Below are 13,330 nucleotides of genomic sequence, written 5' to 3' on the forward strand. Positions count from 1 at the left end.
AAGCATGAACATCATCGCCATTATGGGGCCGCACGGGGTTTATTATAAAGATGAACCCATCAAGGAGCTTGAGCGTGCATTACAATCCCTGGGATTTCAAATTATCTGGCCGCAAAATAGCGTTGACTTGTTGAAGTTTATTGAACATAACCCGCGCATCTGCGGCGTTATTTTTGACTGGGATGAATACAGTCTCGACCTTTGTAGCGAAATCAACCAGCTAAATGAATACCTTCCTCTCTATGCCTTTATCAATACCAACTCCACGCTGGACGTTAGCGTTCACGATATGCGCATGGCGCTGTGGTTTTTTGAGTATGCATTGGGGCTGGCTGAAGATATCGCGACGCGCATTCATCAATATACAAACGAATATCTCGATAATATTACGCCGCCATTTACCAAAGCGCTGTTTACCTACGCCAAAGAAGGAAAATATACCTTTTGTACGCCGGGTCATATGGCGGGAACGGCGTATCAGAAAAGCCCGCCAGGCTGTCTGTTTTATGACTTTTTTGGCGGCAATACCTTAAAAGCTGATGTGTCGATTTCGGTGACTGAACTGGGATCGCTGCTGGATCACACCGGGCCGCATCTGGAAGCGGAAGAGTATATCGCCCGTACTTTTGGCGCCGAGCAGAGCTATATGGTGACGAACGGTACGTCGACCTCGAATAAAATTGTCGGTATGTATGCCGCGCCTGCGGGAAGTACGCTACTCATTGATCGTAATTGTCATAAATCGCTGGCGCATTTGCTGATGATGAGCGATGTGGTGCCTCTCTGGTTGAAGCCGACGCGCAATGCGCTCGGTATTCTCGGCGGTATTCCTAAGCGTGAATTTACCCGCGACAGCATTGCGCGTAAGGTGGCGGAAACCGCGCAGGCGCAATGGCCGGTTCATGCGGTTATCACCAATTCTACTTACGATGGTCTGCTGTATAACACTAACTGGATCAAGCAGATGCTGGACGTTCCCTCGATCCATTTTGATTCCGCCTGGGTACCCTATACCCATTTCCATCCGATCTACCAGGGGAAAAGCGGGATGAGCGGCGATCGGGTGCCCGGAAAAGTGATTTTCGAAACGCAATCCACCCATAAAATGCTGGCGGCTTTTTCGCAGGCGTCGCTTATTCATATCAAAGGGGAATATGACGAAGAGACGTTTAACGAAGCGTTTATGATGCACACTTCCACATCGCCGAGCTATCCCATTGTCGCCTCTATCGAGACCGCAGCGGCGATGCTGCGCGGCAATCCAGGGAAAAGATTGATTAATCGTTCGGTGGAGCGGGCGCTCCATTTTCGTAAAGAGGTACAGCGGCTACGTGAAGAGTCCGATAGCTGGTTCTTTGATATCTGGCAGCCGGAAGAGGTTGATGAGGCCGAATGCTGGCCGGTCACGCCGGGAGAAACCTGGCATGGCTTCACCGATGCTGATGACGATCATATGTTTCTCGATCCGGTTAAGGTGACAATCCTGACGCCGGGGATGGATGAGCAGGGCAACATGAGCGAAGAGGGGATACCCGCCGCGCTGGTGGCGAAGTTCCTCGATGAGCGAGGCGTGGTGGTGGAAAAAACCGGGCCGTATAATCTGCTGTTTTTGTTCAGCATAGGGATTGATAAGACCCGTGCGATGGGGCTGCTGCGCGGACTGACAGAATTTAAACGGGCCTACGATCTTAACCTGCGCGTCAAAAATATGTTGCCGGATCTGTATGCGGAAGATCCGGATTTTTATCGCAATATGCGCATTCAGGATCTGGCGCAGGGGATACATAAACTGATCCGCCAGCACGATCTTCCGGGGCTGATGTTGCGGGCGTTCGAGGTTTTACCGGAGATGATCATGACCCCGCACCAGGCCTGGCAGCGTCAGATCAAAGGCGAGGTGGAAACCGTGGCGCTCGATCAACTACCAGGGCGCGTTTCCGCGAATATGATCCTGCCTTATCCGCCAGGCGTTCCGCTGTTGATGCCCGGCGAGAGGATCACGCAACAGAGTCGGGCCGTGCTCGATTTTCTGCTGATGCTCTGCTCGATTGGCCAGCATTATCCCGGTTTTGAAACGGATATTCACGGTGCGAAACGGAATGAAGACGGGGTGTACCAGGTACGAGTCTTAAAACACGCCTGTTAGCTTGCCTGACGGGAATGTGACGAGTAACGTACTGATAATCAATAAAGGAGACGCTATGCTGGGATTAAAACAGGTTCATCACATCGCGATCATTGCGACAGACTATGCGGTGAGCAAGGCGTTTTACTGCGATATTCTGGGGTTCGATCTGTTAAGCGAAGTTTGGCGGGAAGAGCGTGACTCGTGGAAGGGCGATTTGGCGCTAAACGGGCAGTATGTGATTGAGCTTTTCTCTTTTCCCTTCCCTCCGGCGCGTCCAAGCCGACCTGAAGCCTGCGGCCTGCGCCATCTGGCTTTCAGCGTGGAAAATGTGGAAAACGCCGTTGCGCATCTGGAAAAGCATCAGGTTAAGTGCGAACCGATACGCATCGATCCGTATACCGGGAAGCGCTTTACTTTTTTCAACGATCCGGACGGTTTACCGCTTGAGCTGTATGAGCAGTAAGGCTTGTCATTAAGACGCTCGCCAGGTAACGTTAGCCGGGCTAAGTCACTATAAGCATGGATCATGACCACTCTCACGTTGAATACCTCGTTACTCTCTTCTCGCCGTATTCTGGCTGCCTTTAGCGGTGGCCTGGATTCTACGGTGCTTCTGCATCAACTGGTGTTGTGGCGAGAACGCCATCCTGACGTCACGCTGCGTGCTATCCATATTCATCACGGTTTAAGCCCTCATGCTGATAGCTGGGTGCGGCATTGCGAAACCGTATGCGAACGCTGGCAGGTTCCGCTGGTAGTGGAGCGGGTGACGCTGGCGGATAATGGCCTGGGTATCGAGGCCCATGCGCGTGAAGCGCGCTACCGGGCGTTCGCACAGACGCTATTGCCTGGCGAAGTGCTGGCAACCGCGCAGCACCTTGACGATCAGTGTGAAACGTTCCTGCTGGCGTTAAAGCGCGGCAGCGGTCCGGCCGGACTTTCCGCGATGGGAGAATGCTCGCCTTTTGCCGGAACTCTGCTTCTTCGCCCGCTGTTGAGAGAAACGCGGAAGACGCTGGAACAGTGGGCTGTGCGGCATGGCTTATGCTGGATTGAAGATGAAAGCAATCAGGATGACGCCTACGATCGCAATTTTTTACGCCTGCGCGCGCTTCCGCTCTTGCAGCAGCGTTGGCCGCATTTTCCTGCGGCGGTAGCCCGTAGCGCGACGCTCTGCGCCGAGCAAGAAAGGCTGCTGGACGAGCTTCTGGCCAGCGATCTTACGGACTGTATCACGGCGGAGGGAACATTGCGGCTCTCTCCATTAATGTCGATGAGCGATGTACGGCGGGCAGCGATTTTGCGTCGCTGGCTGGCGATGCGTAATGCGCCGATGCCCTCTCGCGACGCGCTGGAACGTATCTGGCAGGAGGTGGCGCTGGCGCGCGACGATGCCTCTCCCTGTTTACGCTTTGGCGATCGCGAGATTCGCCGTTATCAGTCGCAACTGTGGTGGATTAAATCCGTGGCCGGACAACACGAAACGACGGTCGCCTGGCCCGCCTGGCAAACGCCGCTGGCGCTGCCTGCCGGCTTAGGGACGGTACAGCTCGTTCCTGGCGGCGAACTGCGCCGACCGCGAGAGGAAGAATCCGTCAGCATTCGTTTTAAAGCGCCAGGCGTGTTACATATTGTCGGGCGTAACGGTGGACGTAAATTAAAGAAAATCTGGCAGGAGCAGGGGATCCCGCCCTGGCGACGAGACACCACGCCGCTGTTGTTTTACGGCGAAACGCTGATTGCGGCTGCGGGTGTTTTTGTGACGCGTGAGGGAGCAGCAGAAGATAAAGAAGGGGTGAGTCTGGTTTGGCATGCCTGATGGCGCTGCGCTTATCAGGCCTACGTATCGCATGGAACGTAGGCCGGATAAGGTGCTTGCACCACCATCCGGCAACAAAATACTCAGGATTCGCTAACTACCACGGTACCAATTTCCGGGTGGCTGAAACTGGCGATTTTATCGAGACGAAGCTCACAAGACTCGCCGGAAACCTCGGCAAGCAGATATTCTACGTTTTTACGTAAGATCAAATCGTTCGCTTTTGCCTGCAAAACCTCGCCATCTTTTAACGTTAGCGTCAGTATTAAATGATGCATGCAGGCAAGCTCAAGACTATCGTAGTCATCGCAATTAATGGGTTGATACGTTTCATTCATTGACATAATCGCTCACCAGTAAGTTCGCGGCAGCATAAGCTGCCTTTTCCCTGACCGACTCTGAAAGGGCGCTATCTGCCGCCACTTCATTAAGCACTTTCAATACACAACCCAGCGCATCCGGGACATACCCTAAGTCTCCGCTGGCGATTTCCGCATACCGCTTGCGTACTAACTCACAATATTTTTCCACATGCCCTCCTGTCAGCATTCTGACTTAACCGTGGATGCAAGTCTAAGCCTACGAAGTTAAATCTTGTTTAGCAAGGTGACTATACCATACTCATTTGCGCAATATCAGCGCCTGACGCGAGTGGGTAAAAGATTCGTTAACAGCCTTTTAGCGCGGTTTTCGCTACAATGGGCGCCTGATTCGAAAGGAGTTTTCTCATGGCGCTTAAAGCGACAATTTATAAAGCCGTCGTCAATGTGGCTGACCTTGATCGCAACCGGTTTCTGGATGCGGCATTGACGCTGGCGCGTCACCCTTCTGAAACGCAGGAGCGCATGATGCTGCGCCTGTTGGCATGGATAAAATATGCTGATGAACGGTTGCAGTTTACACGCGGGCTCAGCGCGGAAGATGAGCCGGAGGCCTGGCTGCGTAACGATCATCTGGGCATCGATCTCTGGATAGAGCTGGGGCTGCCGGATGAGCGCCGTATTAAGAAAGCCTGTACTCAGGCAAGCGATGTCGCGCTCTTTGCTTATAACTCCCGGGCGGCGCAAATCTGGTGGCAGCAGCATCAAAGCAAGTGCGCGCAGTTCGCTAACCTGTCCGTCTGGTATCTGGATGACGGGCAACTGGCGCAGCTCAGTGAATTTGCCGATCGTACCATGACGCTACAGGCGACGATTCAGGACGGCGCAATCTGGCTTTCTGATGCTCGGAATAATCTGGAAATACAGCTAACCGCCTGGCAACAGCCCTCATGATTGCCATCTCCCGGACGGTCTCCATAGCCGATAATGAGCTGGAAATTACGGCCATTCGCGCGCAGGGCGCGGGTGGTCAGCACGTAAATAAGACCTCTAGCGCGATTCATTTGCGCTTTGACATTCGGGCCTCTGGCCTGCCAGAGTATTATAAACAGCGTTTGCTGACGGCCAGCCACCATCTGATAAGCGATGATGGCGTCATTATCATTAAGGCGCAGGAGTTCCGGAGCCAGGAGCTCAACCGGGAAGCGGCTATCGCCAGGCTGGTTGCCGTCATAAAAGAATTAACCGCGGAGCAGAAAAGCCGTCGCGCAACCCGTCCGACGCGTGCCTCGAAAGAGCGCCGCTTATCCTCAAAGGCGCAAAAATCTTCTGTAAAGGCGCTTCGCGGCAAAGTTCGTCGTCCACTGGATTGACGGGCAGGAATAGCAATTTCATAAGGATTTTATGGTGAGAACAGCAATATTGTCAGTAGCGGCAGCCTGTACGCTATTTGCATTGATAGGGTGTAATAACCGTGCGGAAGTTGACGCCCTGCAACCTGCGCAGGCGGCGGAATTAAAACCCATGCAGCAAAGCTGGCGCGGCGTGCTGCCCTGTGCGGATTGTGAAGGTATTGAAACGTCACTGTTTCTGGAAAAAGACGGCACATGGGTGATGAACGAGCGCTATCAGGGCGTGCGCGAAGAACCTTCCTCTTTTGCGTCATACGGTACCTGGGCGCGGACGGCGGATAAACTGGTGTTAACCGACAGCAATGGCGAGAAATCGTATTATCGCGCGAAGGGCAATGCGCTGGAAATGCTCGACAGAGAAGGCAATCCGGTGGCTTCGCAGCTTAATTATACGCTTGTGCCTGTTATCGCCAGCCTGCCGGTAACGCCAATGCCGTTGCGTGGTATGTATGTATACAGGGCCGATGCGGCGACCTTTACCGATTGTGCGACCGGAAAACGGCTCCCGGTCGCCAGTAACGCCCAGCTTGAGCGCGGCTATCTGACGGCGAAAGGTGAAGCGGAAAAACCGGTGCTGCTGACGGTAGAAGGGCATTTTGTGTTTGCCGCGAACCCGGACACGGGCGAGCCGGTAAAAATGCTAATAGCCGATAAAAATGCGAAGTTTGCGCCGGGTAAAGATTGCACTCACTAATAAAAGGCCTCGCAGGGTGCGAGGCCTTTACATATCTGCCGGGTGGCGCCGGGCAATGCCAACAAAATGTCGTTTAGCCTTTAATCGCCTTGACCAGATAATCAACGATATCGCCGGTTTTAATCAGCGATTTTTCACCGCTGCGACGGTATTTATACTCAATATCGTCGTTATCCAGGTTGCGATCGCCAATCACGATAGTATGTGGAATACCAATCAGCTCCATATCGGCAAACATCACGCCCGGGCGCTCTTTACGGTCGTCCATCAGCACTTCAATGCCCTGCGCGCGCAATTCGCTGTACAGCTTTTCCGCCAGCTCCTGCACACGGAAGGATTTGTGCATATTCATCGGCAGAATAGCGACCTGGAAAGGCGCAATGGCGTCAGGCCATACAATGCCGCGCTCGTCAAAGTTCTGCTCGATAGCTGCGGCAACGACACGTGTTACGCCGATACCGTAGCAGCCCATTGTCAGGATCTGGTTACGGCCATCTTCACCCTGAACGGAGGCTTTCAGCGCTTCTGAGTACTTGGTACCTAACTGGAAGATGTGACCCACTTCGATACCGCGTTTGATAAGCAACGTTCCCTGACCATCCGGACTCGGATCGCCGGCGACTACGTTACGGATGTCGGCAACAACAGGCGTCGCCACATCGCGATCCCAGTTAATACCAAAGTAGTGTTTACCGTCGATGTTGGCGCCAGCGGCAAAATCGCTCATGGCGGCAACGGTGCGATCGATGATGACCGGAATCGGCATATTGACCGGGCCGAGGGAGCCAGGGCCGGCATTAATTACGGCGCGAATCTCTTCTTCGGTAGCGAAGGTCAGCGGGCTGGCAACGTGCGGCAGCTTTTCCGCTTTAACTTCATTCAGTTCATGATCGCCGCGAACCAGCAGAGCCACCAGCGGAGACTTGCTGTCTTTCACCGCTTTCACCAGCAGCGTTTTTACCGTTTTTTCAATTGGCAGGTTGAATTGTTCCACCAGCTCCGCGATGGTTTTGGCATTTGGCGTATCGATCAGAGTCATTTCCTGCGTCGCCGCTGCGCGCGGCGTTTGCGGCGCGATAGCTTCTGCCAGTTCAATGTTAGCCGCGTAATCAGAAACATCAGAGAAAACGATATCGTCTTCGCCGCTTTGCGCCAGCACCTGGAATTCATGCGAGGCGTTGCCGCCGATAGAACCGGTATCGGCCTGTACCGCGCGGAAATCCAGCCCCATACGACTGAAGATACGGCTATACGCGGCGTACATGGCGTCATAGGTTTCCTGCAACGACTCCTGAGAGGTGTGGAAAGAGTAAGCATCTTTCATCAGGAATTCGCGCGAACGCATCACGCCAAAGCGCGGACGCACTTCATCACGGAATTTGGTCTGGATTTGGAAGAAGTTCAGCGGCAACTGCTTATAAGAGCTGAGTTCATTACGCACCAGATCGGTGATAACTTCTTCGTGGGTCGGGCCGAGTACGAACGGACGCTCGCCACGGTCGACAAAACGCAGCAGTTCCGGACCGTACTGTTCCCAACGACCACTCTCTTGCCACAGGTCGGCTGGCTGAACGACTGGCATCGACACCTCGATAGCACCGGCGTTGTTCATCTCTTCACGCACGATGTTTTCGACTTTTTTCAGGACGCGCAGGCCGGTCGGCAGCCAGGTATATAACCCGGAGGCGAGCTTGCGGATCATCCCGGCGCGCAGCATCAGCTGGTGGCTGATAACCTCGGCGTCGGCAGGTGTCTCCTTCAGAGTGGAGAGCAGGTATTGGCTAGTACGCATGTTGTTACGGTTCCAGTTGAACGATCGAACAGGCTCAATGTGAGCCTGATACAAAAAAAGTGATTTAGTTTACCAGCGTGCAAGAGATGTCAAAAGAGAAGGGCGTGAAATTACCGTGGTTCCAGCGCAAACACTTCAAATCCCGAGTTAACCACACGCCAGCGCACGTTAAAATCATGCAGCCAGACGGCATAGGTTTTGCCCGTCTCTTCACCCTTACGATAAGCCGGGCGAGGATCTTGCGCCAGCACATCGCAAATAAATGTCCGTAGCTGCGGATAACGCCTTTCCAGCGTCGTAAGCTGTTGAGCCACCTCAGCGGTAAAACTCACGGGCATTTCAGCTATCGGCGCCTGTTGCGCATAGCTGGCGGCGGCGTCCGGTAAGGCCTCGGCAAACGGTAAATACGGTTTAATATCCACCACCGGCGTGCCATCCACCAGATCCAGACTGCCTAATTTCAGAATTACGCTCTCTTTGCGGCACTCGATACCTTTTAGCGCAACGAGCGACATGCCAATCGGATTGGGGCGGAACGTGGAGCGCGTGGCAAAAACGCCCATTCTGGCGTTACCGCCAAGACGGGGCGGACGAACTGTTGGCCGCCAGCCGCCGTCCATCGTCTGATGAAAAACGAAAAGCACCCACAAATGGCTGAACGCTTCCAGGCCGCGAACGGCATCGGCCTGGTTGTAAGGCGCTATCAGATGCAGTTCGCCGCAGGCGCTTTTGACCAGACCAGGCTGGCGCGGAACGGCGAATTTTTCTTTATAGGGGGAGCGAATAACGCCGATTTGTTCAAACTGAAAGCTGCTCATTTCGCCGAAATATTCAGGGCGGACCCGATACAAACCGCCTGACGGTAGCAGCCTGGCGTGCCGCTGGTAATTTCACAGCTGTGCAGCAGGACGGCGTTGGCTTTCATTTTAGATGCATTAATCTGCATACGCTTGCGCGCAGTTGGAATGTTAGGCGGAGAGTCTTGATTTGTCGCCTGGCAGGATTCGCCGCTAACCTCGCCAAGATCGCGGAAAGGTTTGCCGACTAAGTCTTCAGCATTGGTGTAAATCCTGACGGGAGCGGCACGCGGCGCTTTAGGTTTCTCCGGCTCCGCTTTTGGCGGGGTTGCGGTGCTTTGAACGGGTTCAACAGGGGATCTGCTTAGCATGGAACAACCGCCCAGCATGAGTGCCAATAAACAGATCGGTAAAGCACGCATAATATTTCCTCAATGAATGTTCTAATTGCCAGATATTGAATCAGGAGCTTGCATAAATGACAAGACGGGCAATAGCCCGTCCTGAATAATATTACAGATTGTGGAATCAGCCTAAAACTTACCAGCCTTTCACCGCACCGCCATTAAAAACTTTATTTGCGGCTTCGTACACTTCATCAGACTGGTAAGCCTGAACGAATTTTTTCACATTCTCGGCGTCTTTGTTATCTTCACGCGTCACGATCAGGTTAACGTACGGAGAATCTTTATCTTCAACGAAGATACCGTCTTTCGCTGGCGTCAGGCCAATCTGGCTGGCGTAAGTCGTATTGATGACCGCTAACGCGATCTGCGCGTCATCCAGCGAACGCGGCAACTGCGGCGCTTCCAGCTCAACAATTTTCAGATTTTTCGGGTTTTCCACGATATCCAGCGAGGTAGGAAGCAGACCAACGCCGTCTTTCAGTTTAATCAGCCCTACTTTTTGCAGCAGCAGCAGGGAACGACCAAGGTTGGTCGGGTCGTTAGGCACAGCAACCTGGGAACCGTCCTTGAGCTCATCCAGAGATTTGATTTTTTTGGAATATCCTGCAATGGGATAGACAAAAGTCTTACCAACGGAAACCAGTTTGTAGCCGCGATCTTTGATTTGCTGATCCAGATACGGTTTGTGCTGGAAGGCATTGGCATCGATATCGCCTTTGCTCAGCGCTTCATTAGGCAGAACATAATCATTAAAGGTCACCAATTCCACGTCCAGGCCGTATTTTTCTTTCGCGACTTTCTGCGCGACTTCGGCAACTTGCTGCTCTGCGCCAACGATTACGCCGACTTTAATATGATTCGGATCTTTTTCATCCTGACCGCAACCCGCAAGTGCCAGAGAACCAATCAGAGCACCCACTGCCGCAAAGGTTTTGAATTTGAACGCCATGCTTATTTCCTTAATGAGTATTTGTGTTGTGTTTAACGTTACTTATGCGTGACAGCCCTGACGATGCGATCGCCGGATAACTGAATTAAATAAACCAGAACGACAAGTAATACCAGCACCGTATTCATCACGGTAGCATTGTATCCAATATAACCGTACTGATAGCCGATTTGACCGAGGCCGCCAGCGCCGACGGCACCGCCCATTGCGGAGTAACCGACCAGGGTGATCAGTGTAATGGTTGCCGCATTCACCAGACCAGGCAGCGCTTCCGGTAAAAGGATTTTACGTACAATTTGCAGCGGCGTGGCGCCCATCGCTCGCGAGGCTTCAATCAGCCCGGCAGGGATCTCTAACAACGCATTTTCCACCATACGGGCGATAAAAGGCGCGGCGCCGACGGTCAGCGGTACAATTGCGGCCTGCAAACCAATGGAGGTGCCGACAATTATTCGGGTAAAAGGAATCATCCACACCAGCAGGATGATAAAGGGAATCGAGCGGAAAATATTGACCACCGCAGAGAGGGAGCGATACAGCCGGGCGTTCTCCATAATCTGCCCCGGGCGCGTAACATACAGCAATACGCCAACCGGCAGGCCAATCACGAAACCGAAGAAACCGGAGACAAAGGTCATCGCCAGCGTTTCCCAAACGCCACGAACCAGTAACCACATCATTGCCTCAGACATAACCCAGTACCTCTACTTTCACATGGTGATCCTGCAGCCAGGCAATTGCGGCTTGCGTCTCTTCTTGTGTGCCGTGCATTTCCGTTAGCATAATGCCGAACTTCACACCGCCCGCGTAATCCATCTGCGCGCTGATAATATTATTGTTCACGTTGAAACGACGCGCGGTTTCAGAAAGCAGCGGGGCATCCACAGACTGCCCGGTGAACTCCATGCGCAGCATCGGCACGCTGTCAGTTTCCGGCGACGCTTTCAAACGCGCCTGGTAATCTTCCGGAATGTCCAGGTGCAGAGTGGACTGAATAAACTTCTGCGCCAGCGGCGTTTTAGGATGCGAGAAGACTTCGCTAACCGTATCCTGCTCAATAAGCTCGCCATTACTGATGACGGCAACGCAGTCGCAGATACGTTTCACGACATCCATTTCATGAGTGATAAGCAGAATCGTCAACCCCAGACGACGGTTGATATCTTTCAGCAATTCCAGAATCGAACGGGTCGTCGCGGGATCAAGCGCGCTGGTGGCTTCATCGCACAGCAACACTTTTGGATTACTGGCTAACGCGCGGGCAATCGCGACACGCTGTTTCTGACCGCCGGAAAGATTTGCCGGATAGCTGTCGTGCTTGTCGCCAAGACCGACTAAATCCAGCAGCTCTGTGACACGGCGTTTGATCTCTTCCTTTGGTGTGTTATCCAGTTCCAGCGGCAACGCGACGTTGCCAAACACGGTACGGGAAGAGAGCAGGTTAAAATGTTGGAAAATCATGCCGATTTGACGGCGAGCTTTGGTCAACTCAGACTCTGAAAGCGTTGTCAGCTCCTGACCGCCGACCTGAACGCTACCTTCGGTTGGGCGTTCAAGTAAGTTAACGCAGCGGATAAGCGTACTTTTACCGGCGCCGGAGGCGCCAATGACGCCATAAATCTGCCCGGCAGGCACGTGCAGGCTGACATTATTTAGCGCCTGAATGGTGCGCGTCCCCTGCTGGAACACTTTGGTAATATTCGAAAGTTTAATCATTGGTTATTTATTATCGTAATTAAGTTAGCCGTGGCATTTTCGTCTGCCTAATACGGTCAACGCCGTCAACAGAATGGATGTTAAGGCATCCAGACGTCTAAATCAATCAGGCTTTATACGATGAGCACTTTCTTGCTTGCTGAAACATGCGATACTAGCGCCACTTGCTTTACTCAGGAGCTATAAAAGGTGGCAAAGTCTGTACCCGCAATTTTTCTCGACCGTGACGGCACCATTAATGTGGATCACGGCTACGTACATGAAATCGATGCATTTGAGTTTATAGACGGCGTTATTGACGCGATGCGCGAGCTAAAAAAAATGGGCTATGCGTTGGTGGTGGTGACGAACCAGTCCGGAATCGCGCGCGGCAAATTCACTGAGGCGCAGTTTGAAACGTTAACCGAATGGATGGACTGGTCGTTGGCGGATCGCGATGTTGATTTGGACGGCATCTATTATTGTCCTCACCATCCGCAGGGCAGTATAGAAGAGTTCCGTCAGGTATGTGATTGCCGCAAGCCGCATCCAGGAATGCTTATCTCGGCGCGTGATTTCCTGCATATCGATATGGCGGCTTCTTATATGGTGGGAGACAAGCTGGAAGATATGCAGGCGGCAGCGGCGGCAAATGTCGGGACAAAAGTGCTGGTGCGTACGGGCAAACCGGTCACGGCAGAAGCAGAAAACGCGGCGGACTGGGTGTTAAACAGCCTTGCCGATCTGCCATCGGCGATAAAAAAGCAGCAAAAATAAGCGTTATGGATAAAAGATGAGCGGTTAAAACAAAAATGCATTTTTCCGCTTGTCTTCCTGAACCGACTCCCTATAATGCGCCTCCATCGACACGGCGGATGTGAATCACTTCACACAAACAGCCGGTCGGTTGAAGAGAAAAATCCTGAAATTCAGGGTTGACTCTGAAAGAGGAAAGCGTAATATACGCCACCTCGCGACGGTGAGCTGCAAGCCGCGTCGCATCTGCTCTTTAACAATTTATCAGACAATCTGTGTGGGCACTCGAAGATACGGATTCTTGACGTCGCAAGACGAAAAATGAATACCAAGTCTCAAGAGTGAACACGTAATTCATTACGAAGTTTAATTCTTTGAGCATCAAACTTTTAAATTGAAGAGTTTGATCATGGCTCAGATTGAACGCTGGCGGCAGGCCTAACACATGCAAGTCGAACGGTAACAGGAAGCAGCTTGCTGCTTCGCTGACGAGTGGCGGACGGGTGAGTAATGTCTGGGAAACTGCCTGATGGAGGGGGATAACTACTGGAAACGGTGGCT

General features: G+C 52.7%; 15 protein-coding genes and 1 rRNA gene. 8 read left to right on the forward strand and 8 right to left on the reverse strand.

The genetic code is table 11. From position 1 onward, the window contains the following. Window positions 1–4: 4 nt before the first annotated feature. The 3 genes from ldcC (at window position 5) to tilS (ending at window position 3,947) form a co-directional block, all read left to right on the forward strand. Entirely contained in the window at window positions 5–2,146 is a 2,142-nt protein-coding gene (gene ldcC, locus ACLJQD_RS15370; protein ID WP_001021044.1) for a lysine decarboxylase LdcC, read from the forward strand. 55 nt (window positions 2,147–2,201) lie between these two features. Next, the gene (locus ACLJQD_RS15375) at window positions 2,202–2,591 is read left to right on the forward strand and encodes a VOC family protein (RefSeq protein WP_000901088.1); all 390 of its coding nucleotides are present in this window, start codon (window positions 2,202–2,204) and stop codon (window positions 2,589–2,591) included. Between the two features lie 63 nt (window positions 2,592–2,654). Further along, window positions 2,655–3,947 (forward strand): tRNA lysidine(34) synthetase TilS, encoded by a 1,293-nt coding sequence (gene tilS / locus ACLJQD_RS15380; RefSeq protein WP_017441518.1) that lies wholly within the window; start codon window positions 2,655–2,657, stop codon window positions 3,945–3,947. Window positions 3,948–4,030: 83 nt separating this feature from the next. Here tilS and rof read toward each other — a convergent pair whose 3' ends face one another. Both rof and ACLJQD_RS15390 read right to left on the reverse strand, forming a co-directional pair. Continuing rightward, window positions 4,031–4,291 (reverse strand): Rho-binding antiterminator, encoded by a 261-nt coding sequence (rof, locus tag ACLJQD_RS15385; protein WP_000062330.1) that lies wholly within the window; start codon window positions 4,289–4,291, stop codon window positions 4,031–4,033. Then, window positions 4,278–4,478, reverse strand: coding sequence for a YaeP family protein (locus tag ACLJQD_RS15390; protein ID WP_001518678.1), 201 nt, complete (start codon window positions 4,476–4,478; stop codon window positions 4,278–4,280). Before ACLJQD_RS15390 ends, rof begins: the two co-directional genes overlap by 14 nt. Window positions 4,479–4,675: 197 nt before the next feature. Here ACLJQD_RS15390 and ACLJQD_RS15395 point away from each other — a divergent pair, with 197 nt between their 5' ends. From ACLJQD_RS15395 to nlpE, 3 genes are read left to right on the forward strand one after another with little or no spacing between them, the layout of a single operon-like run. Beyond that, complete coding sequence (locus ACLJQD_RS15395) at window positions 4,676–5,221, forward strand: YaeQ family protein (protein ID WP_001185319.1); 546 nt, start codon at window positions 4,676–4,678, stop codon at window positions 5,219–5,221. Further along, window positions 5,218–5,640: an alternative ribosome rescue aminoacyl-tRNA hydrolase ArfB gene (gene arfB / locus ACLJQD_RS15400; protein WP_000560527.1), complete on the forward strand. Its 423-nt coding sequence runs from the start codon at window positions 5,218–5,220 to the stop codon at window positions 5,638–5,640. Before ACLJQD_RS15395 ends, arfB begins: the two co-directional genes overlap by 4 nt. 31 nt (window positions 5,641–5,671) lie before the next feature. After that, window positions 5,672–6,373 (forward strand): envelope stress response activation lipoprotein NlpE, encoded by a 702-nt coding sequence (gene nlpE, locus ACLJQD_RS15405; protein ID WP_023242866.1) that lies wholly within the window; start codon window positions 5,672–5,674, stop codon window positions 6,371–6,373. A 73-nt stretch (window positions 6,374–6,446) separates the two neighbouring features. Here nlpE and proS read toward each other — a convergent pair whose 3' ends face one another. From proS to metN, 6 genes are all read right to left on the reverse strand, one after another. Next, entirely contained in the window at window positions 6,447–8,165 is a 1,719-nt protein-coding gene (gene proS, locus ACLJQD_RS15410; RefSeq protein ID WP_017441516.1) for a proline--tRNA ligase, read from the reverse strand. A gap of 110 nt (window positions 8,166–8,275) precedes the next feature. Continuing rightward, complete coding sequence (tsaA, locus tag ACLJQD_RS15415; RefSeq protein ID WP_000093986.1) at window positions 8,276–8,983, reverse strand: tRNA (N6-threonylcarbamoyladenosine(37)-N6)-methyltransferase TrmO; 708 nt, start codon at window positions 8,981–8,983, stop codon at window positions 8,276–8,278. Next, window positions 8,980–9,384, reverse strand: coding sequence for an Rcs stress response system protein RcsF (rcsF, locus tag ACLJQD_RS15420; protein WP_001202315.1), 405 nt, complete (start codon window positions 9,382–9,384; stop codon window positions 8,980–8,982). Before rcsF ends, tsaA begins: the two co-directional genes overlap by 4 nt. Window positions 9,385–9,502: 118 nt before the next feature. After that, window positions 9,503–10,318 carry a methionine ABC transporter substrate-binding lipoprotein MetQ gene (metQ, locus tag ACLJQD_RS15425; RefSeq protein WP_000874215.1) on the reverse strand — a complete coding sequence of 272 codons (816 nt, stop codon included), beginning with the start codon at window positions 10,316–10,318 and terminating at the stop codon, window positions 9,503–9,505. 38 nt (window positions 10,319–10,356) lie between these two features. Beyond that, window positions 10,357–11,010 carry a methionine ABC transporter permease MetI gene (locus tag ACLJQD_RS15430; protein WP_001287486.1) on the reverse strand — a complete coding sequence of 218 codons (654 nt, stop codon included), beginning with the start codon at window positions 11,008–11,010 and terminating at the stop codon, window positions 10,357–10,359. After that, window positions 11,003–12,034 carry a methionine ABC transporter ATP-binding protein MetN gene (gene metN, locus ACLJQD_RS15435; RefSeq protein ID WP_000594021.1) on the reverse strand — a complete coding sequence of 344 codons (1,032 nt, stop codon included), beginning with the start codon at window positions 12,032–12,034 and terminating at the stop codon, window positions 11,003–11,005. The genes ACLJQD_RS15430 and metN overlap by 8 nt, the downstream gene beginning before the upstream one ends. 189 nt (window positions 12,035–12,223) lie before the next feature. Here metN and gmhB point away from each other — a divergent pair, with 189 nt between their 5' ends. Together gmhB and ACLJQD_RS15445 are read left to right on the forward strand one after the other, a co-directional pair. Beyond that, window positions 12,224–12,790 (forward strand): D-glycero-beta-D-manno-heptose 1,7-bisphosphate 7-phosphatase, encoded by a 567-nt coding sequence (gene gmhB / locus ACLJQD_RS15440; protein ID WP_001140158.1) that lies wholly within the window; start codon window positions 12,224–12,226, stop codon window positions 12,788–12,790. Between the two features lie 370 nt (window positions 12,791–13,160). Then, a 16S ribosomal RNA gene (locus tag ACLJQD_RS15445) occupies window positions 13,161–13,330 on the forward strand; the annotation flags it as partial.

Origin of the sequence: Salmonella sp. SAL04214 (genome assembly GCF_046550615.1) — a bacterium.
Classification (GTDB): Bacteria; Pseudomonadota; Gammaproteobacteria; order Enterobacterales; family Enterobacteriaceae; genus Salmonella; species Salmonella enterica.

What these genes read in the sequence shown, in the direction of transcription:
- metN (WP_000594021.1), bottom strand. Translation starts at nt 12,034, where the DNA reads ATGATTAAACTTTCGAATATTACCAAAGTGTTCCAGCAGGGGACGCGC.
- metQ (WP_000874215.1), bottom strand. Translation starts at nt 10,318, where the DNA reads ATGGCGTTCAAATTCAAAACCTTTGCGGCAGTGGGTGCTCTGATTGGT.
- ACLJQD_RS15375 (WP_000901088.1), top strand. Translation starts at nt 2,202, where the DNA reads ATGCTGGGATTAAAACAGGTTCATCACATCGCGATCATTGCGACAGAC.
- tilS (WP_017441518.1), top strand. Translation starts at nt 2,655, where the DNA reads ATGACCACTCTCACGTTGAATACCTCGTTACTCTCTTCTCGCCGTATT.
- rcsF (WP_001202315.1), bottom strand. Translation starts at nt 9,384, where the DNA reads ATGCGTGCTTTACCGATCTGTTTATTGGCACTCATGCTGGGCGGTTGT.
- arfB (WP_000560527.1), top strand. Translation starts at nt 5,218, where the DNA reads ATGATTGCCATCTCCCGGACGGTCTCCATAGCCGATAATGAGCTGGAA.
- proS (WP_017441516.1), bottom strand. Translation starts at nt 8,165, where the DNA reads ATGCGTACTAGCCAATACCTGCTCTCCACTCTGAAGGAGACACCTGCC.
- rof (WP_000062330.1), bottom strand. Translation starts at nt 4,291, where the DNA reads ATGTCAATGAATGAAACGTATCAACCCATTAATTGCGATGACTACGAT.
- tsaA (WP_000093986.1), bottom strand. Translation starts at nt 8,983, where the DNA reads ATGAGCAGCTTTCAGTTTGAACAAATCGGCGTTATTCGCTCCCCCTAT.
- ACLJQD_RS15395 (WP_001185319.1), top strand. Translation starts at nt 4,676, where the DNA reads ATGGCGCTTAAAGCGACAATTTATAAAGCCGTCGTCAATGTGGCTGAC.
- nlpE (WP_023242866.1), top strand. Translation starts at nt 5,672, where the DNA reads ATGGTGAGAACAGCAATATTGTCAGTAGCGGCAGCCTGTACGCTATTT.
- ldcC (WP_001021044.1), top strand. Translation starts at nt 5, where the DNA reads ATGAACATCATCGCCATTATGGGGCCGCACGGGGTTTATTATAAAGAT.
- ACLJQD_RS15430 (WP_001287486.1), bottom strand. Translation starts at nt 11,010, where the DNA reads ATGTCTGAGGCAATGATGTGGTTACTGGTTCGTGGCGTTTGGGAAACG.